This is a genomic window from Streptomyces sp. NPDC042371 (assembly GCF_056437465.1).
In genome coordinates this window covers 526,599-545,410 of sequence record NZ_JBWKAP010000001.1, presented here as the reverse complement: position 1 = coordinate 545,410, position 18,812 = coordinate 526,599, and the positions used below count along the sequence as shown (strand labels likewise).

The window sequence follows — 18,812 nt, the reverse complement described above, 5'->3', positions numbered from 1 at the left end:
TCCGGTCCTCCCCCCACAATCCGAACAGGATGGGACCACCTTCATGTCCGACGTACTGAGGCGTCCCGACGCCTCTCCCCCCTCGCCCCCCTCGCCCCCCTCTCGACAGGTGCTCATACCGCACCAGTCCACCACCCCCGACCCCGCGCCGACGGGCCACCCCCACGTGCTCGCGGTCGGCGCCCCCGGACCCGGCCGGGAACAGCTCACCCGCACCCTCCGCCTCACCGGCCACGAGGTCACACACGCCGTCCCCGGCGACGTGCACCGTCAGGTCAGGCAGGCGCCGCCCGACGCGATCGTCGCCCTCGACGACGGGCCCGACGGCCGCAGGCAGGGCCGCGACGTCATCAGGGAGGTGCGCGCGGACCCGGCGGGCCAGGCGCTCCCGCTCGTCATGGTCACCGCGGCGCGCACCCCCGCGACGGTCGCCGAGCTCCTGCGGCACGGCGCCGACGACTGCGTGACGGAGGCCTTCGACCCGGACGAGCTGTCCGCCCGCATCGCGGCCAAGCTGCACCGGGTCCCGGTTCCTGCCGACCAGTTGCTCCTCGACCCGCGCACCGGCCTGTACTCGGCGCCCCACTTCATGGCCGAACTCGACCGCGAACTCCAGCGGCCCGCCGCCGCCCGGCGCGGCGGCGTCCTCGCCGTGGTCCGCGTCGCGGAGACCGAGGCGCTGGAGACCCGCCTCGGGCCGCGCGTGCGGCGCGAGATCGCCGAGCGGCTCGCCCAGGTCGGCAACGGGGCAGCACCGGCCCGGACGGAGCCGGAGGCCCGGGGCAGGCTGGGCAGCGTCTGCGACCGGCTCGGCTGGGACGAGGAGGGGCGCCTCCTCGTGCTGATGCCGGGCGTCGACGAGGAGACGGCGACCGAGACCCTGCGCGAGTTCGCGGACTCCGTCGCCGGAACGCGGTTCGTCGTCGCCGACGAGAACGTCCGGCTCACCCCGGCGGTCGGCTGGGCCCCGCTTACCGCCTGTACCGGCAAGGGCGCGAGCGCGCTGGCCGCCGAGCGGGCGCGGGACGCCGCCGAGGAGGCCCTGCGCCACCGCGACCTGCGGCCCGTGCGCTACGAGCCGTGGATGCGGACCGCCGCCGCGCCCGGTCACCGCCGCGCGCGGCCCGGCCTGCGCGGCCTGCTCTCGGCGGTGGCGCCGCTGCTCTCGCCCGTCCTGATGCTGGCACTCGGCGTGGGCGTGCCGTTCCTGCTCTACCAACAGGCGTACGCCATGGGCTGGGACGCGGCGGCGGTCGCGTACTGGGTGGTCGTCGCGGGGCTTGTGACGTCCGCCTTGCTCATCGTCCTCGAATGCCTCTTCTCGCTCGACGCGAAGCCACGCCCAAAAGCGCCGGGTCAGCCCTACCCGGCGGCGAGCGCGGTCATCGCGGCGTATCTGCCGAACGAGGCGGCGACGATCGTCGACACCGTCGAATCGTTCCTGCGCCTGGACTATCCCGACGAGCTGGAGATCGTCCTCGCGTACAACACCCCGCACCCGCTGCCTGTCGAGGAGACGCTGCGCGACATGGCGCGGCGCGACCCGCGCCTGGTGCTGCTGCCTGTGGCGGGCAGCACGTCCAAGGCGCAGAACCTCAACGCGGCGGTGACGCGGGTGCGCGGCGAGTTCGTCGGCATCTTCGACGCCGACCACCATCCGGCGCCGGACGCGTTCCGGCACGCCTGGGACTGGCTGTCCAACGGCTACGACGTGGTGCAGGGGCACTGCGTCATACGCAACGGAGAGAGCTCCTGGGTCGCGAAGCTGGTGGGCGTCGAGTTCGAGGCGATCTATGCGGTCAGCCACCCCGGCCGCACCCGGCTGTACGGCTTCGGGGTCTTCGGCGGCTCCAACGGCTTCTGGCGCACCGACCTGCTCGCCAGGACGCGCATGCACGGCTCGATGCTGACCGAGGACATCGACTCCACGATGCGCGCCCTGTCCGCGGGCGCCCGCATCGCCACGGACCGCACCCTCATCTCCCGCGAGCTCGCCCCGACGATGCTGAAGCCCCTGTGGAACCAGCGCTCGCGCTGGGCGCAGGGCTGGCTCCAGGTCTCGCTCGAACACCTGTGGCGCGGGCTGCGTTCGCCGGTCTTCACACGCCGCCAGAAAGCGGGTCTGTTCGTCCTGCTCGGCTGGCGCGAGGTCCAGCCGTGGCTGACGCTGCAGATCCTGCCGATCCTGCTGCACGCGGCCTGGCGCGCGGGCGGCGCGGACCGGCTCGACTGGGCCGTCCCCGTCTGCCTGATCGCGGCCGCCGTCACGATGTCGGCCGGTCTGGTGCAGGCGGCGTTCGCGTGGCGGCTCGCGGTGCCCGAACTGCGCCGCCGCAAGAGCTGGTTCTGGCGCTACCTCTTCGTGTCGACGTTCTTCTACACCCACTTCAAGAACATGGTGGCGCGCGCCGCCCATCTGAAGGAGGCGCTCGGCGACCGGCAGTGGCGCGTCACCCCGCGGGCCGTCGCCGCCGCGGGGACGGCCGGTACGGGAGGGGGTTCGTGACCTCGCTCGTCGCCCCCGAGACGACGGCCCCGCCCCGCGCCCCCGAGCGCCGGGAGCCGCAGACCCGCGGCCGCGCGCTCGAACTCCAGGGCTTCCGGGGCCTGGCCGCGCTCAGCACGGTCGTCTTCCACGTCTGGCAGCAGTACTACACCTACGACGCGGCGGGCTCGCACGCGCCGGTCGACAACCCGTACGTCGGCGCGCTGCTCTCCCTCGAAGTGATCGACCTCTTCTTCGTGATGTCGGCGTACCTGCTCACGCTGTCGTACGCGCGAGCGGCCATCGACGGGAAGGAGGGCTCGGTCAGGCCGGGGCGGGTGTTCCTCTTCCGGCGCGCGATCCGCATCCTGCCGCTGTACTTCCTGGCGGTCCTCGTCGTCTGGTCGATGCGCAACCCGACCCTGCCGGGGGACTGGCGGGACCTGGTCGAACACCTCACGTTCACGCACGTCTTCGACCGCGACCGGATCTTCTACACGCTGGGCCCGACCTGGTCGCTCTCCCTGGAGGTCGCCTTCTATCTGGTCCTCGTGGCGCTCGGGCCGCTCGCGGTGCGGGCCTGCCGGGGGCTGCGGACCCGGCGGGCCAGGACGGCGCTCTGTGCGGCGGGGTGCGCGGTCCTCTTCGCCGTGCCGCTCGTGTGGATCTTCTGCGCGCGCTACGTCTTCGACGTGCCGCACACCGACTGGCCGGTGTACTTCGGGCCGCAGGCCCGCTTCGGCGGCTTCGCGGCGGGCATGGCCCTCGCCGTCCTGCTGACGGCGCTCGGCGACGACCGGGGCAGGCTGCGCGCCCGGTGGGCGAGCGCCCTGTCGGCCGCGGCGCTCGGCGGGCTGCTCACCCTGTCGTACCTCTCCGACCCGGGGAACCCCGCGCAGACCTTCTACCACCCGATCGCCGCCGTCTTCTGGTCCGCGCTGCTGTACGCGACGCTCCACATCCGGCACCGGGAGCGCCAACGGGTGCGCTGGCACGGCCTGTTGCGGGCTCGCTGGGTCACGGGCGTGGGGCTGATCAGCTACAGCCTCTACATCTGGCACGAGCCGGTGATGCTGCAGCTCGACAAGGCGGGGCTGCTGCCGTCGGCGCAGGCGGGCTTCCCGGTCGCGGTGCTCGTCGTGGTCCTCGTGGCCCTCGCGGTGGGGACGGCGAGCTACTGGTTCGTGGAGTATCCGGCGGGCCTGCTGGGCCGGGCGAAGGACGGCAGGGGCCGGGCGCGGGAGTTCTACCCCGGCGCGGAGAGCGAGGCCACCACGGTCCGCTGACCCGGACGGCACGCACAAGGCGACGCCGCCTCCCCCGTGGGACGGGGGGAGGCGGCGTCGCCGCGATGCGGTACGGGTGACGTCAGACGAGCCAGCCGAGGAAGTGGGCGAGACCGGCGACGACGTCAGTGATGAGGTTCATGGTGGTGCTTCTCCTTGTGGGACTTTTCGGAACAACTCCCCGGCCCTGTATGGGACATGGGCCGGGTGCGCGGTCACGGTCTGCAGCCCGTCGCTTGCGCACCGTAAGCATCGTCAATCACGGGGGCCCCGCGCAATTCCTGGCGCCACGATCACCTGTTCCAGGGAACAACTGCCCAGCCGTTCGGATCTGTTGTTCGTATCCCGGCTGTCTCCGGCTGCCCCCGGCCTCAGTAGGTCAGTACGACACCCACGTACGAGATCCCCGCGATCACGCCCCACGAGACGAGCCCGAGCGCCGCGACCCGGCCGCCCGTACGCGTCAGGGACGGCAGGTCGACCGCGCTGCCGAGTCCGAACAGGGCGGCGGCCAGCAGGAGTTCCTGCGCCGTCTGTGCCGCGTCGATCGCCCCACCTGGCAGCCACCCGGTGGTGCGCAGCGCCACCATGGCGAGGAAGCCGACGACGAAGAGCGGCACCAGGGGCGGGCGCTTGGCGCCCGCGGCCCCCTCGGCGGAGCCGCGCCCCTGCCGACGCGCTCGTACCGAGAGGGCCACCGCCGCGACGAGCGGCGCGAGCAGGGCGACCCGCATCAGCTTGACCAGGACCGCGTCGCCCAGCGCCCCGGCGCCCGCCGTCTGCGCGGTCGCCACGACCTGGCCCACGTCGTGCACGCTCGCCCCGACCCACCGCCCGAACTCCGCGTCGCTGAGCCCCAACGGGCCCTGCAGCAGCGGCAGTACGGCGATCGCGAGCGTGCCGCACAGGGTCACGAGCGCCACCGAGGTGGCCGTGTCCCGCTCGTCGCTCTCGGAGACCTCGCTGACCGCGCCGATCGCGGAGGCGCCGCAGATCGAGTAGCCGGTGGCGATCAGCAGCGGCTGGTCGCCCTGCAGCCCCATGCGGCGGCCCAGCCACCAGGTGCCGAAGAAGGTGACCGCGACCACGCAGAGCACCATGACGACCGACGCCCAGCCGAGCCCGAGTACGTCGTCCAGGCTCAGCTTCAGACCGAGCAGCACGACGCCGACCCGCATCAGCCGCTTGCCCGCGAACGTCAGACCGGCCTTGCCGGGACCGCGCACGAACGCATGGGCCGCGCCCGGCACATGGGCCGCCGCGATGCCGAGCACCACGGCCGCGGTGAGCATCGGGATGCCCGGCACGAGGTGGTGCACGCCCCACGCCACGGCGACGCCGACCGCGGCCAGTGTCAGCCCCGGCAGCTTGCGCGGAGTGCGCCGCGGGGGCGCGGTGGACGCGACGGGGTGGTTGCGGGACCTTCCGGTGCGCTCCCCGAGCAGCGCCATTACCGGTCGGCCGGGAGCTCGTACACCCGGCGGACACTGCTGCCGAGCCGGGCTATGTCCGCGCCGTAGATGTGGATCGATATCGCGAGCGTCCCGCAGGCGTTCCACACCCGGTGGATGTCGCCGGGGGGCGCGAAGCCGCACACCGAGCCCTGCGGGTTGACGACGTCCTCCGTGGCGACGAGGCGGGCGGCGCCCCCGGGCCCGGCGGCGGGCACCAGGCGGTAGCGCCGCTCCTGCTCCTCGCCCTCGTGCACGCCCGTGACGCACCACGACACGTGGTCGTGGACGGAGGTCCGCTGCCCCGGCAGCCAGACCAGCGCCACGATGGAGAAGCTGCCGTCGTGCTCGGCGTGCAGGACGTGCTGGCGGTAGTGCTTGGGGTCGCCCTCGCGCTGTTCGTCGGTGAGCAGGTCGGCGTTGCCGAGATGGGGGGCGAGCCGTTCGCCGACCAGGTACGCGGTCAGGTCGGGAGGCAGGCCGCGCCCCACGGCCTCGCGCACGTCGGCGACGAGGGTGTCGAGGCGCTCTGTGGTCCGGGCGGCCCGGTAGGCGGTCGGGGTCGTCATACGGGCAGCGTCGCGCCGCCCGATCCATCACGTCCAACGACAGTCTTTTGGCAACCCCCCAACTTCCGCTTATGGGAAGCGCGCGGGGGAGGGGTGAGCGATCAGCAGCCGACGCGGTTGGCGGCCACCGTCCGCAGCTCGTCGAGGACCAGGGCGGTGGCCGGGATCCGCAGATGCTCCTTGAGGACGTACGCCGACACCTGGCGCCGCGATGCCGGGTCCAGGGCGCGGCCCGTCACCTTGCGGTGGCAGAGGAAGTTCAGGACGAGGCCCGGCATCATCGCTATGCCGAGCCCCTCGGCGACCAAGCTCTGCACCACCAGGTTGTCGTCGGTGGTGAACGCGATCTCGGGCGCGAAGCCCAGCTCGGCGCACTCGTGCAGGAAGTTGGCGCGGCAGCGCGGGCAGCCCGCGATCCACCGCTCCTCGGCCAGCTCGGCGAGCTTCACCGAACGCTGGCGTGCCATGCGGTGCCCGGACGGCAGCAGCACGGTCAGCTGGTCCTCCATCAGCGGGATCTCCGCCAGCTCCGCCGGCACCTCGTCGTGCAGGCCGGGATAGGTGAAGGCGAGCGTGATGTCGCACTCGCCGCGCACCACGCGCCGCAGCGACTCGGGCGGCTCGTCCTCCAGGAGCTCCACGCGCACGCCCGGATGTCCGGAGGCGAGCCGGGCCAGGGCCTCCGGGATGAGCGTCGCGTTGGCGCTGGGGAACGCGCAGACCCGGACCCGTCCCGAGCGCAGCCGCGTGATCGCGTTCATCTGCTGCTGGGCGGCCGAGATGTCGTCCAGGATGATCCCCGCGTGCCGCGACAGTGCCTCGCCCGCCTCGGTCAGGCGCATGCGGCGGCCGACGCGGGTGAACAGCGGGGTGCCGACGGACCGTTCGAGGGCCTTCATCTGCTGGGTGATCGCGGGCTGGGTATAGCCGAGGGAGCGGGCGGCCGCCGAGTACGAACCGGCCCGGACCACCTCGTGGAACGTCTTGATGTGCCGTGAATCGAACACCGCTGAATCATAAGCAGATGTTGGAGGCGGCGAACAAGGCCGGGGTCCGGCTTTTGCCCCAGCGGCAAGGGGTGCGGGTGTCACGGAGTGAAGGACCCCACGGCCTTGTCGAAGGGGCGCTTCCCCGTGGCCTGCTTGCTTGCCGGGGGGCGAACTTCCCCTGCCTGACCAGCAGTTGGGGCATCTGGGGTGGAGGTGCTCTGGCGGTTCCGGGGGGATGGTGAGGGGAGTGTGAACGGCGCGCGACCACGGCGGGTCTGCTCCCGCGCGCTGGTTACGTGCTGTGTTTGATCCATTACTTTTAGCTACATGAATCGACGACGCATGACCATGGTGGCCAAGGTGACCAAGACGCTCGGGGTGCTCGCGGCGGCCGCGGCACTCGCCCTTTCCGTGCCGACTTCGGCGTACGCGGCGGAGGGGATCCTCAACATCAACGGCCAGAATTACGTGGATCCGAGCGGCTGCTACGGGGTCGACTGGTTCCCGACCTCGGTCACCAACAACACGGATGCCATCGCCGAGGTCCATTCCGGGCCCCACTGCACCGGCCCGGTCGAATGGCTCGTGTACCCGGGCGAGACGTACTACACGGAGACCGCGCAGAGCGTCTTCATTCTCTGACGCCCACCCGCTGCAGCAGCCCCCAGGTGAACTCCGCCACGCAGTGCCGCGGTTCACCGCTCGCGTCCACCGCATCGAACGCCAGGCCCCATCGCGTCGGCGCCGTCCCCTCCATGGGACGCGCCGGGGCGAAGGCGCGGGCCGCCTCGTCGACCGTGCACGACCAGGGGGCGAGGTCGTCGAGCGTGCGCAGCTCGGGGCCCGGTGTGCCCGGCGCGCGCACCAGCCACTCGTTCCACACCGCCCCGTTCGGCGCCCGCAGCACCTCGAAGCGCAGGTCGGGCCAGAGCGGCACCGGCCAGAGCAGCGCCTCGCACTCCAGGTCGCCGATCCGGCGGCGGTCCTTCACCTCGGGCGGGCCGAGCACCGAGCGGTACCGGGAGGCCGCGCCCCGGGACCGCGACGACCGGGTCATCGCCTGCCAGCGCCGGTTGGCCTCCCGCATCTCCGCGATGGAGACGCCAAGATCGTGCCGTGCGTCCTCCACCAGGCCGGGGTTGTGGTCGGCCATCCGGCGCAGCAGGACCAGCTGGAAGTCCAGCGCGGTGAACGGACCGGGGGCAGGGGCGGAGCTAGCGGGCATGCACCCCATCGTCGCGCACCGCGAGCGTTCCCGGGCGGTGCCCGTCGGGAAGGAACAGGACCGAGTTGACGTACCGGGGGTGTCTCGGTGTCAGGACCCGCCGCAGCAGGCCCTGCGTCACGACGTACGAGGTGCCCGCCTGGTGCGTCTCCAGGTCGAACGCGTCGAGCGGCAGCCAGCTGTCGTGCGGCAGCACCCAGCCCCGGTAGCCGTGGTGGCTGGTCAGGAGCTCCACGATCGGCGCGATCGGCTGGATCCGCGACTCCAGCTCCAGGAAGATCGCCGGGCGGTCGCGGGTGATCAGCTGGTGCGCGCCGCGCAGCACCTGCAGCTCGTTGCCGTCCACGTCGATCTTGACGAAGTGGACGTCCCGCAGGCCGAGGCCGTCCAGCGTCAGACACGGCACGTCCACGGCCACGTCGTGGATGTCGCGCCGGACGAGCGACGACACGCCTCTCTCGCCGCGGTCGCCGCGCGGCAGCCAGAGCCGGGCCGTGCCCGGCCGGTCCGTCGCCGCCGCCTGGATCACCCGGACGTTGCGGGGCGTGCTGGCGGCGAGGAGCCGCGCCAGGTGCGGCACCGGCTCGACGGTCACCACGCGGTCCGCCCGCGAGGCGAGACGGCGCGACCACGGGCCGTACCAGCCGCCGACGTCCACGGCGGTGCCGCAGCCCGGCGGGCAGAGATCGGCGAGCCGTCCCAGCTCCGGCTCGAAGCGCGGATAGACGAGCCGCGCCAGGGAGGCGATCAGACGGTCGGGGACGAAGGGCGCCACACGGGCGGCGAAAGTCATGCGCACCCCCTCGTCACGGGGACATTCGCTTGAGCAGTTGCTCGTGCTCGTCCTCCGGGACCTGCTCGCCGGAGGACGGCAGCAGCTGCGGTATGCCGTCGACGACCGGATAGCGGCGCCGCAGCCGCGGGTTGTAGAGCGACTCCTCCGGTACGAGGGGTTCCGCCGCGGTCAGCAGGTGCAGCGGGCCCTTGTCCAGCGGGCACGCGAGGATCTTCAGCAGCGGGTCTTCGGGGTTCATCCGCTGGTCAACTCCTTGGGAACGGTCGAGGGTGGGGGAGATGTCGCGTCGTGCTTCGGCATGGCGAGGAGGACGGAGACGGCGAGGACCGTGCCCGCGATGCGCAGCGTCAGACGCACCGGCTCGTGCGGCAGCGCCTCGCCGAACGCCAGCGTCCCGAGCACCGCCGTGAACAGCGAGGTCACCGTCGTGCACACGGGGACGATGAGGGACGCCCGGCAGCGCTGCAGGGCCGCCTGCGACATGATCAGGCCGAACGCGCCGGTGAAGAGCAGCAGATAGGGGTACGGCGAGCGCAGCAGGTCGCCGATCGCGCCGCCGATGTCCTCCGTCGTCAGATAGCTGGACACGCCCTTGATGGCGAGCGAGCTCACCCCGTACAGCAGCCCCACCGCGACGCCGTACTCGACGCCCGCCGTCGGCATGCGGTGCCGGTGCCTGGCACGGCGCTCCGCGGAGCCGTACAGCCAGACGCCCGCCGCGAGCGACGGCAGGCACACCGTGAGGATCAGCGGCACGGGCGCGCCGTGCCCGACCGTGTCGCTGTCCTCGCTGAGCGAGAGGACCACCATGAGCAGCGCGAGCAGGATCCCGCCGACCGCGTACCGCTCGCGGCCCGAGGTGCGTTCGCCAAGCAGGACGGAGGAGAGGAGCAGGAGCAGGACCAGGCCGGAGACGAAGATGCCCTGCGCCGCGGCGATCGGCAGCGTGCGGTACACGGCCAGCTGCGCCCCGAAGCCCGCCGCCAGGGACAGTGAACCGCCGATCCACAGGGGGCTGCCAAGGACCTGCCTCAGCAGTCTTGCGGGGTTGCGGACGCTCACCGACGGCATCGCCGTCAACGCTCGCTTTTCCAGGACGAATCCCGTGCTGTAGAGCAGGTTCGCGATCAGTGCCGCGGCCACGCCCCACCACATGATCAGGCCTTTCGGGCGTGCAGCAGGAGGATCGAGGACGCGCTGGGCACGGCGCAGGCCAGCCGGTCCAGGGCGCGCAGCGGGCGTGGCACCCCGTGGAAGGGCGCGCCCGACAGGCGGACGACCTCGAAGCCGGAGGCGGCCACGAACTCGCGCAGGGCGCGCGCCGTGTACAGCCGCAGATGGCCCACGACCTCTTTGCCTGGGCGGCCGTGGATCGCGCGCAGGCTCACCTCGGAGAAGACCGGCTGCACGCCTGCGAGGAGCAGGCCGCGGTTGTACCAGGCGGCGAGGTTCGGGGTGGAGAGCATCAGGTGACCGCCCGGGCGCAGTACCCTTCGCAGCTCGTCCAGCGCGCTGTCCGGGTCGACCAGGTGCTCGACCACCTCGCTGAACAGCACGGCGTCGGCCGCCCCGTCGGCGAACGGCAGCCCGCCGCCCGTGAGTTCGCCGCGCACCACGTAGGGCAGCCTGGCGTGCGCGCGCTTCAGCGCGTCCTGCGACCAGTCCACGCCCACGACGCGGTGGCCCGCGAGGAGCGGCGCCGCGGTCGCCGCCGCCGTGCCGTCGCCGCAGCCGATGTCCAGGACCGTGGCGGTACGGGTGGTGGCGGGGCCCAGCGCGGCGGCGAGGATGCGGGCCTGGCGGATGGTGCGGGCGTCGCCGGATGCGACGGGGACGGCCGGGTTCTCGTAGAAGTCCCTTAGTCCCTTGGGGCGTTGGTTTGTTGCGGTTGCGGTCACATGGGCCCCCCGTGGGTCTCCTGGGGTTCGGTGTGTTCCGTCGCGTGGAGGTAGTGCTCGAAGAGGTCGCGCAGGTGGGCGCCGTCGCCGTGGCTGAGCAGCGTTCTCGACCAGCGCAGGGCCAGGTGCAGTCGGCCCGCCGTCGACGCCGTCGTCACGGTCAGGCCGCGCGGCAGTCGGGCGGGCGCGGAGAACCAGACGGCGTGCGCGCGGCCCGCGTCGCCGAAGTCCAGGGCGTAGGGGACGCGGCCGATGTTGCTCAGGAGCGTGGTCGACGTCCAGGGGGCGGCGGCCCTGCGCAGGCCGCGGGTGACGGCGGCTCTGAGGGCGACGGGTAGGACCGGGGCGGTCAGGAGGGCGGCGCCGTAGCCCAGTTGGGGGCGGGAGAGCGCCTTGAGGGCGCGGGTTCGCTCGGAGGTGCGGCGCAGGAGGTCTCGGGTTGCCTCCGGGGTCCAGTCGCGTTTGGTCAAATCGGCTGCGGTGAAAGGGACTTCGACCAGTCGCGTGCCGTTGCCTATCGGCATGGTGGCGTCCCGGGGGCGGTCGTCCACGGGCATCGTGATGCGGAACGGGCGGGGGCGGGCCCCGTGTTCACGGTTCCAGTGCGCGATCATCAGCGCGGTCGCGACCATGAGCTGGTCGTTCACCGTGAAGGGGGAGCCCTTCGGGCGGCGGGGGACGGGGAGCTCCGCCACGAGCATGCCGTTGCCGGGGGAGGGCTCCGGGGTGCCCTTCGACACCCGGGCCGGGGGTGACCATCCCGAGGGGGCGTCGGACGGGGGCTCCTCTGGTGCCTGTGGTGCGGCGGGGGCTCGGGTGGGAGGTGCCGCCGGGGAGTTGTCCTTGCCGCCGTACAGCTCGGCTGCGGTGGCCAGTACGCGGAGGCAGGCCGGGCCGTCCAGGGCCGTGTGGTTGATCGTGAGGAAGAGGACGGAGCCTGGGGCGGCGGGTGTGCGCTCTGTTGTTTCCGGGCGCCCCCTCGGGCCCGTCTCGCGGCTTTCCGCCGGTGGGGGTGGGGCTGCCACCACCTCCAGGCGGATCGGGGGTGAGGAAGTGAGGGGTGGTGCTTCGGCCAGGGCGCGTTCTCGGGCGCGTTTCAGGGCGTCGGGTTCTGGGGGTGGGAACGTCACCACCTCCAGGTCCGGGTCCGGGGTGAGCTCCCACTCGTAGCGGCGGCGGTACCAAGGGCCGCGCGCCTCCCGCATCAGGATGCGCGGGTGGCGGCGCAGGGCCTCGGTGAAGGCGGCCCGGAGGCGGTCCGGGTCCGGGGTGCCCGGCAGGTGCACCTCGATGTGCACGGTCTCCGGCTCCTCCTCCTGGAGGCAGTGCCGTGAGACCTCGTCGACGACGGGGAACGGCACGCGCGCAGGGGGCCGCCCGGGGCCGTCCGCGCGCCGTGCCGGGTGTTCCAGTGCGGTCATCGCTGGGTGCCTTCTCCTGTCGTGGACGTACGCCTGCGGCGCGGGAAGCGCACCGTCCTGCGGCCCGGCGGCGCGGGCTCCGGCTGGGCCGACGCGGGGCCCCGGGCCGAGACCGTCGGGCCCGCGGCTGCTTCCGGTGAGCCGTCCGGGCCGTCCCCGTCTCGCTTGCGGCGGGGGAGCGGGGGCGCCTGACCGGCCGGGGCGTGGTCCGGGGCGAGTGGCAGCGTCGCCGGGTCGGGGGCGGGTGCGGGTGCGTATGGCGGGGGGTCGCCGCCGTCAGTCGTGTCCGGGGCGTACTCCAACGTATTCGTGGTGCGGGGGCGTGTCTCCTTCACCGACACCAGAGCCGCGAATACGGCGATGAGAGCCAGGAGTTGAGCCGCCGGGCCGAACGCTCCCTCGTCGGATGCGATCGGCTCGCCCGCGCCCGTTGCCGCTGCGATGCCCGCCCCCGCCATCGCCAGGAACGCGATCGGCACGAGGAGCGCGTGCCGCCAGTGGGCCAGGAGGGCCAGTGCGGGGACCAGGAGCGCGAAGGGGCCCGCAATCACCACGGCCACCAGCGTCAGCGCCACCGTGCCGAGGATGAGCCCGGGGGCGGGCGGCGCCGCGGAGGGGGCGTCGGTGTTGGGGTCGCGGCGGCGCACCAGGACCAGCGCCAGCAGGGCCAGGACGCCGATGCCTGCCAGGATCAGGCCGATCTCGTAGAGCTGCGAGGGCTCGTAGGTCAGCTTGACCGTGCCGCCCTCGCCGTTCGGCACCAGCCAGCCCTGCTGCCAGCCGTCGAGCCGCACGGAGGTCAGCTCCTTGCCGTTGAGCGTGGCCTTCCAGCCGTCGTTCACGTTCTCGTACGTGGTGAGGTACGAGGCCGCGCCCGCGCCGACCTTCAGCTCGCGGCGGTCGCCCAGCCAGTCCTTGACCTGTAGGTCACGGGAGGCGGTGTCGAGCGTGCCCGGCGTGCCGGTGGTCAGGGAGGCGTCCATGACGGCGAGCGGGCCCGCGTCGCCCGTCTCCAGGCTGTGCGCCCCCGCGCCGAGGCGGATCGCGGGGGCCTCCTCGCCCTGTCGGCAGAGCGTGATGTCCACCGGGCGCCGGTCGGTGAGGTCCTGGATGCGGCCCTTGGCGCTCGTCTCGTACAGCTCGCCGTCGATCGACATCGTCGGGCCCTGGCCGCACGGCAGCTTGAAGCGGTCCTCGGGGTCGGGCTGCTTGGTGCGGTACTTGTCGAGCGCGGGGACGTACACCTCGGTGAGGCCCACGGGCAGTTGGAGGTTGGCGTCCGCCACCGGGTTGTGGACCGTCAGCGGAGCGGTCTCCGTGATGGTGATGTCCATCTGGTCGGTGGTGATCGGCGCGAAGCGGGCGTTGCCGTTCTCGTCCACGCCCGCGGTCGCCGCGCCGTCCGGCGAGCTGATCTCGATCTTCACGGGCCGGGTGGACAGACCGCCCGCCGCGGGCAGCACGAGCTCGCCCACCGGCTGTTTGTCCGGCCACTTGAGGTGGATGACGGGCCGGTTGTCGCTGCCCGCGATCCAGGCCGTGGTCAGATCGCCGTCGGTGAGGTTGCGCGGCGAGAGACCGCTGCCGAGCTTCGCGGTGGCGTCGGCCGTCGCGATGATCTGCTGCTCCTGCTCCGGCGCCACCTTGTAGAGCAGCTCGTCGAGTTCACGGCCCGGCACGGCCACCGCGCTCGCCTTCACGTCGTACGCGCCCTCCGCCGTCGTCGTGAAGCGGCGGTGCAGCCCCGACTCGGTGTCCACCTGCGAGAAGGCGCCCGGATCGGCCGTGCGGTGCAAGGAGTACGTGGTCGCCTTGGCGTCGGTGGCCTTCTCTGCGTCCTTCGGGAGTTGGAGCAGGCGCGTGATCCGTACGTCAGGAATGGTGATCTCCGAGAAGCCCGCGCCCGTCAGGCCGGGGCGGGCCACCTGGGTGTCCAGGATCGTGATCTTGACGAAGTCCGTGGAGCCCGGGCGCGCCTTGACGCGTTGGGTCTGTCCGTTGGGCTGGAGGGGGCTCGTGACGCTGCCCTGCTCCGTCTCGACGCGGATCCGGGTGGGCGCCGAACGCGTGCCCTCCTGCGGCAGCGGGGTGACGCGGAAGGACGACGGCATCGCGACCTTCGAGTTGAACTCCGCCTTGATCCATTCGCCGTCCGCGGAGTCGGTGCTGCCCTCCGCCCAGGCCGTGGCCGGGTTCCCGTCGAAGGCGTTCGCCGGGTCGTACTGCGGCAGGTGGAAGAGCCAGTTGCCGTAGCTGGACGCCGAGACCGACTTGGCGCCCCGCAGCTCCGACGTCGTCTGGTGGTCGATGCCCTTGCTCGGCAGGATCTGGTGCGGCTTCTCGTCCGGGTTCTGCAGCGCGTCGACGGCGTTCCGCTCGCTGCGCCCGTACGTGTACGAGGTGTTGGAGTTGACCAGGCCGAAGCGGGTGTCGGCGCGGCGCATGCCGTCACCGACCGCCTGGAGGCCCGGCGCCCCGATGCCCGGATGGTTGTCGCCGGTCAGGACGGCCGGGCGGTCGCGCATCGACGGGTCGGCGGAGAGCGGCAGCAGGGCCTCGGGGCCGCCGCTGACGACCGCCGTGTTGGACACCGGCTTCAGGCCCGCCTGGCCCGGCCGCTCGGTGCCTTCCTTGGGCGCGTAGATCTCGACCGCGCGCTGGCGCGGGTAGAGGCCCTCCACCTGGATCGGGGTGTCGTTCGGGATGATGCCGCCGGTGGTCTGCGGGCCAAAGCCCGTGACGCGGCGGAAGCCGGACTCCTCCAGGGTGCGCTTGACCGTCGCGGTGGGCACGTTGCCGACCTGGTCGGGGTCGAGGTCGTTGCGTACGACGACGTAGTGCAGACCGGCCCGCGTCACGTAGTCGCGCAGGCCCGGCACTTCGGCCCCGGTCATCAGCGCGTTCTCGACGGCGTCCATCGCGCGCCGGTTGCCCGGCGCGCCGAACGGCACGTAGTCGCGCTGTGCCCAGCGCGAGTCGGCGAGCACGTCGAGGGGCTGGTCGATGGGGGAGCCCCAGGTGTAGATGCCGTGCGCGGTCGCGGGCACGACCAGGGCGCGCGAGTCGGGCGAGTACTTCTCCAGCCAGTCCGCCGTCGTCTGCCAGTACGTGGGCAGCTTCTGGAACGAACCCGGCTGGAGGATCGAGCCGTTGAAGTAGGGCAGCGCGAGGCCGGGCAGGACCAGGACCGCCGCGATCAGCGGCGCGTACCGCCTGCCCCGCACCCGCCGGGCCCCGCGCGCCTGCGCGGCCACGCCCACCAGGTGCATCAGGCCGAGGACGAGCGCGAGGGCGAGGCCCGTCTGGAACTTGTAGATGTTGCGGAACGGGACGAGCCCGCCGTCCAGCCAGGACTGGACCGTGCCGTGGAAGGGGGCGCCGAACGCGCCGCCGTACCCGGCGAGGGTGACCAGGACGACCGAGAGGACCGTCAGGACCAGCCAGCGCCGCTCCGGCAGATCGCGCCGCGCCAGGCCCGCGAGGCCGATGCCCGCGGCGAGCGCCGAGCAGACGATGGTCACGACGGCCGTCGCCACCGTCCAGCCCGCGGGCAGCCAGGCCTCGCCGAAGTGCAGGTACGCCACCCAGTTACCGGCGCCGCGCAGGGCCTCGGTCGCCGACATGGTGCCGGTCGTGGTGGCCGAATCCTCCACGAACGGCAGGAAGTTCTCGCCGTAGATGCCGAGCATCAGGAGCGGTACGACCCACCAGGCGGTGGCCAGGACGACGCCCGGCACCCACCAGGTGATCAGCTTCCGCTTGCGCGGGCCGTTCGGGCGGGAGAGGAGGTAGAGGCCCACGGGCAGCAGTGACGCGAGCGTCGCCGCCGCGTTCACGCCGCCCATGAACGGGATGACCAGCGCCGAGCGGCAGGCGGCGAGCCGTGCGCTGATCCGCTCGTTGGTCAGCGGGAGCAGCACCCACGGCAGGAAGGCACCGGGCAGCGCCGCCGCCGAAGTGGAGCCGATGACCACGGTGAACGTCGGCCACAGCGCGTACACCACCGCGCCGAGGAGACGGCTCTGGCGGCTGCCGATGCCGAGGCGTTCGGCGAGCCGCAGCGCGCCCCAGAAGGCCACCGCCACGATCAGCGAGAACCAGAGCCGCTCCGCGATCCAGACCGGCAGCTGCACGAGCTTGGCGAGCCCGTAGAACGGCAGCATCGGGAACGCATAGCCGACGTACTGGTCCTGGATCCCGCCGAAGCCGCCCCGATCGTGCCAGAGCTGCCCCAGGTCGGAGAGGAACTGCCAGGGGTCGACGGCGACACCGAGCTTGGTGTCGAACGTCATCCGCCCCGGTTTCACCGCGAGGAAGAGCACGAACACCACGGCCCAGAACCCCAGGAGCCAGCGCCACGAGCGCGGCCCCCGCGAGGGATCGGGGGCATCGGTCGTTGGTCTTACGGCCGCCGGGGGTGGGGCCTGGACCGTGGTCATGGACACCGCCTGAGGATGAGGAGGAGATTCCAGGTCGCGATCTCGCGCACACCCGGCACCTTGGTGATCGCCCCGGCCAGGAACGGCCAGTAGCGGGAGCGCGCCGACACGATCTCCACGTCGTCGCGGCCCCGCACCTGGCGCAGGGTCGCTCCGACGTGGTGGACGAAGAGGTTCTCGCCGAGCGTGTGTTTCGCGGCCTTGCCGGTACGTCGTTCATAGCGGGCCCTGGCCCGTTCGGCGCCCAGGTAGTGCCAGGGCGCCCACTCGTGACCGCCCCACGGGGACAGCCAGTTGGTGAACGAGACATAGATCAGCCCGCCGGGCCGGGTGACCCGGACCATCTCGCTCAGGAACGTCTGCGGGTCGTCGACGTGCTCCAGGACGTTCGAGGAGAACGTGACGTCGGCGACGCCGTCCGCGAGCGGCAGCAGATACCCGTCGGCCACGACCGCGCCCTCGGGCGGCTTGGCCCCCAGCTCGGCCGGGTCGGGCTCGAAGAGGAAGGACTGCGCGCCGCGCCGCCGGAACTCCTCGGTGAAGTAGCCGCCCCCGCCGCCGATGTCGACGACGACGCGGTCCTTCACCGGCACGTACGCCTCGACCTGGTCGGCGGCGTCGCGGGCGAGGAGCGTGTAGCACCGCTCGGGCTCCTGCTGTTCGCGCAGGAAGGCCCGGAACAGGGTGGCGGAACGGCGCAGCGAAGGGTCCTTCACACAGACCTCTGGGGAGTCGGGGGTCCATGGGACACCTGGTGTGCGGCGACCGCTTCGGCCGCCACCGCCTGGAACTGCCGGACCGTGTTGCCCCAGCGGAACTGCACGGCCCGCTCCCCGGCCGCCTTGCCGAGGGCTCTGCGGCGCTCGGCGCTGAGCGCCAGGGTGCACCAGGCGGCGGCGAAGGAGCTCTCGCCCCTGGCGAGGAGTCCGGTCACGCCGTCCTCGACGGAGTCGCGCACGCCGGGCACGTCGAAGCCGATCGAGGGCGTCGAGCGGGTCGCCGCCTCGGTGATGACGAGCCCCCAGCCCTCCACGGCCGACGGATGGAGCAGCATCCAGGCCTCACAGAGCAGGCGGTGCTTCTCCGCCTCGGAGACGTGACCTCTGAACTCCACGCCGGGACCCGCGAGTTGTTCCAGGCGCTGGCGCTCCGGGCCGTCGCCCACGATCACGAGCCTGCCGCCCGTGACGGGTCTGACGCGCTCCCACAGCCGCAGGAGCAGATCGATCCGCTTGTACTCGACGAGCCGTCCCATCGCGAGGAACAGCGGCTCGTCGGAGCGGGCGTGCAGCGGCCCGGGTTCCTCGACGCCGTTGTGCACGATGCGGATACGTTCCCGCTCGACGCCGATGGCCCGCAGCGCCGTGGCCGTCGACGGTGAGACGGCCACGAGCAGATTGCCGCGCTGCGCGCCCGAGAGCGCCCAGTGTTCGAGCCTGCGGCCGAGCCGCGCCGCGGGGGCAAGCGCGCCCTGGAAGCGCATCCCCCACAGGTCGGTGTGGACGTGGTTGACCAGGCAGAGGGTGGGCCCGCGGTGCCACAGCGGCGCCAGGTACGGCATGCCGTTGCAGACCTCGACCAGCAGGTCGCAGTCGCCGACCTGCCGGGTGAACGCGGTGCGCGCCCGCAGGTAGTGGCCGAGGTCTCCGCCTGCGGAGACGACGCGGTAGTCGCGGTAGGCGGCGGGCCCGCCGCACAGCAAGGTGACCTGGTGGCCGAGTTTGCTGAGGCCGTCGGCGAGCCTGTCGACTAGGAGTTCGGAGCCGCCCGCGGCCGGGTTGCCGAGGTCGCGGTGGGCGAGGAAGACGATCCGGCGCGGTGGTGGGGGCGGCGCCGGAAGACGCTCCGCGCGGCGTGGGGCGGCCGCGCGCAGCGAGGACGGTACGTGCTGGGGCATGCGTGCTCCAACTCGTCTCAGGGTGCGGAACTGTGGGGGGTCCGGTCGGGCGGAACGGTCCTGCTGGGTTCTGCGGATCCTGCTGGGGTGGAGCGGACCGGGCGGGCGGAGCGTGGGGCTCACGGACGTGCGGTGCCCAGCCTGTGCGGGGTGGTGCGCCGGTCGTGCCGGTGTGGTGCGTGGGCGGTGCTCGGGTGGTGCCGGGGGCGGTGCTCGTGTGGTGCGTGGGTGGTGCGGGGGTTGTGCTCGGGCGGTGCGGGGACTGTGCGTGGGTGGGGTGGATAGTTTTCGCCGCCCCGTACCGCGGGGCTACTCACTGAAGTGATAATTTCTGCGCTTTCAACAGCTGACGTCTC

General features: G+C 72.6%; 15 protein-coding genes. 3 read left to right on the top strand and 12 right to left on the bottom strand.

The window, feature by feature from the left end:
* Positions 1 to 109: 109 nt before the first annotated feature.
* Both AC068B_RS02480 and AC068B_RS02475 read left to right on the top strand, forming a co-directional pair.
* Entirely contained in the window at positions 110 to 2,506 is a 2,397-nt protein-coding gene (locus tag AC068B_RS02480; protein WP_478668480.1) for a glycosyltransferase, read from the top strand.
* A complete protein-coding gene (locus AC068B_RS02475) occupies positions 2,503 to 3,771 on the top strand; it encodes an acyltransferase family protein (RefSeq protein ID WP_478668478.1) in 1,269 nt (422 codons plus the stop codon). Before AC068B_RS02480 ends, AC068B_RS02475 begins: the two co-directional genes overlap by 4 nt.
* Positions 3,772 to 4,142: 371 nt before the next feature.
* Here the strand turns inward: AC068B_RS02475 and AC068B_RS02470 are convergent, their stop codons facing one another.
* The 3 genes from AC068B_RS02470 to AC068B_RS02460 all read right to left on the bottom strand — a co-directional run bounded on the left by AC068B_RS02470 (position 4,143) and on the right by AC068B_RS02460 (position 6,798).
* Positions 4,143 to 5,222, bottom strand: a complete 1,080-nt coding sequence (locus AC068B_RS02470; RefSeq protein WP_478668476.1) for a YeiH family protein — start codon at positions 5,220 to 5,222, stop codon at positions 4,143 to 4,145.
* Complete coding sequence (locus AC068B_RS02465; protein WP_356262012.1) at positions 5,222 to 5,791, bottom strand: cysteine dioxygenase family protein; 570 nt, start codon at positions 5,789 to 5,791, stop codon at positions 5,222 to 5,224. Before AC068B_RS02465 ends, AC068B_RS02470 begins: the two co-directional genes overlap by 1 nt.
* A 101-nt stretch (positions 5,792 to 5,892) precedes the next feature.
* Positions 5,893 to 6,798: a LysR family transcriptional regulator gene (locus AC068B_RS02460; protein WP_478668475.1), complete on the bottom strand. Its 906-nt coding sequence runs from the start codon at positions 6,796 to 6,798 to the stop codon at positions 5,893 to 5,895.
* 309 nt (positions 6,799 to 7,107) lie between these two features.
* Here AC068B_RS02460 and AC068B_RS02455 point away from each other — a divergent pair, with 309 nt between their 5' ends.
* Positions 7,108 to 7,422 (top strand): hypothetical protein, encoded by a 315-nt coding sequence (locus tag AC068B_RS02455; protein WP_478668473.1) that lies wholly within the window; start codon positions 7,108 to 7,110, stop codon positions 7,420 to 7,422.
* On the opposite strand, the gene AC068B_RS02450 is transcribed toward AC068B_RS02455, so the two are convergent.
* The 9 genes from AC068B_RS02450 to AC068B_RS02410 are packed head-to-tail and all read right to left on the bottom strand — an operon-like array spanning position 7,412 to position 18,456.
* Positions 7,412 to 8,014, bottom strand: a complete 603-nt coding sequence (locus AC068B_RS02450) for a hypothetical protein (protein ID WP_478668472.1) — start codon at positions 8,012 to 8,014, stop codon at positions 7,412 to 7,414. The two genes, AC068B_RS02455 and AC068B_RS02450, sit on opposite strands and share 11 nt — an antisense overlap.
* Positions 7,995 to 8,798 carry an FkbM family methyltransferase gene (locus AC068B_RS02445; protein ID WP_478668471.1) on the bottom strand — a complete coding sequence of 268 codons (804 nt, stop codon included), beginning with the start codon at positions 8,796 to 8,798 and terminating at the stop codon, positions 7,995 to 7,997. Before AC068B_RS02445 ends, AC068B_RS02450 begins: the two co-directional genes overlap by 20 nt.
* A gap of 13 nt (positions 8,799 to 8,811) precedes the next feature.
* The gene (locus AC068B_RS02440) at positions 8,812 to 9,039 is read right to left on the bottom strand and encodes a Trm112 family protein (protein WP_468559440.1); all 228 of its coding nucleotides are present in this window, start codon (positions 9,037 to 9,039) and stop codon (positions 8,812 to 8,814) included.
* Entirely contained in the window at positions 9,036 to 9,944 is a 909-nt protein-coding gene (locus AC068B_RS02435) for a hypothetical protein (protein WP_478668469.1), read from the bottom strand. The genes AC068B_RS02440 and AC068B_RS02435 overlap by 4 nt, the downstream gene beginning before the upstream one ends.
* A 14-nt stretch (positions 9,945 to 9,958) precedes the next feature.
* Positions 9,959 to 10,699, bottom strand: a complete 741-nt coding sequence (locus tag AC068B_RS02430) for a class I SAM-dependent methyltransferase (protein ID WP_478668468.1) — start codon at positions 10,697 to 10,699, stop codon at positions 9,959 to 9,961.
* Complete coding sequence (locus tag AC068B_RS02425) at positions 10,696 to 12,120, bottom strand: condensation protein (protein ID WP_478668466.1); 1,425 nt, start codon at positions 12,118 to 12,120, stop codon at positions 10,696 to 10,698. Before AC068B_RS02425 ends, AC068B_RS02430 begins: the two co-directional genes overlap by 4 nt.
* Positions 12,117 to 16,559: an alpha-(1->3)-arabinofuranosyltransferase domain-containing protein gene (locus tag AC068B_RS02420; RefSeq protein WP_478668465.1), complete on the bottom strand. Its 4,443-nt coding sequence runs from the start codon at positions 16,557 to 16,559 to the stop codon at positions 12,117 to 12,119. Before AC068B_RS02420 ends, AC068B_RS02425 begins: the two co-directional genes overlap by 4 nt.
* The gene (locus AC068B_RS02415; protein WP_107098211.1) at positions 16,556 to 17,275 is read right to left on the bottom strand and encodes a class I SAM-dependent methyltransferase; all 720 of its coding nucleotides are present in this window, start codon (positions 17,273 to 17,275) and stop codon (positions 16,556 to 16,558) included. Before AC068B_RS02415 ends, AC068B_RS02420 begins: the two co-directional genes overlap by 4 nt.
* Entirely contained in the window at positions 17,272 to 18,456 is a 1,185-nt protein-coding gene (locus AC068B_RS02410) for a glycosyltransferase family 4 protein (RefSeq protein ID WP_478668463.1), read from the bottom strand. The genes AC068B_RS02415 and AC068B_RS02410 overlap by 4 nt, the downstream gene beginning before the upstream one ends.
* Between the last annotated feature and the right edge of the window lie 356 nt (positions 18,457 to 18,812).

Coding starts and splice junctions, on each gene's coding strand:
- AC068B_RS02470 (WP_478668476.1), bottom strand. CDS start 5,222: ATGGCGCTGCTCGGGGAGCGCACCGGAAGGTCCCGCAACCACCCCGTC.
- AC068B_RS02465 (WP_356262012.1), bottom strand. CDS start 5,791: ATGACGACCCCGACCGCCTACCGGGCCGCCCGGACCACAGAGCGCCTC.
- AC068B_RS02455 (WP_478668473.1), top strand. CDS start 7,108: ATGAATCGACGACGCATGACCATGGTGGCCAAGGTGACCAAGACGCTC.
- AC068B_RS02450 (WP_478668472.1), bottom strand. CDS start 8,014: ATGGGGTGCATGCCCGCTAGCTCCGCCCCTGCCCCCGGTCCGTTCACC.
- AC068B_RS02445 (WP_478668471.1), bottom strand. CDS start 8,798: ATGACTTTCGCCGCCCGTGTGGCGCCCTTCGTCCCCGACCGTCTGATC.
- AC068B_RS02440 (WP_468559440.1), bottom strand. CDS start 9,039: ATGAACCCCGAAGACCCGCTGCTGAAGATCCTCGCGTGCCCGCTGGAC.
- AC068B_RS02425 (WP_478668466.1), bottom strand. CDS start 12,120: ATGACCGCACTGGAACACCCGGCACGGCGCGCGGACGGCCCCGGGCGG.
- AC068B_RS02420 (WP_478668465.1), bottom strand. CDS start 16,559: ATGACCACGGTCCAGGCCCCACCCCCGGCGGCCGTAAGACCAACGACC.
- AC068B_RS02410 (WP_478668463.1), bottom strand. CDS start 18,456: ATGCCCCAGCACGTACCGTCCTCGCTGCGCGCGGCCGCCCCACGCCGC.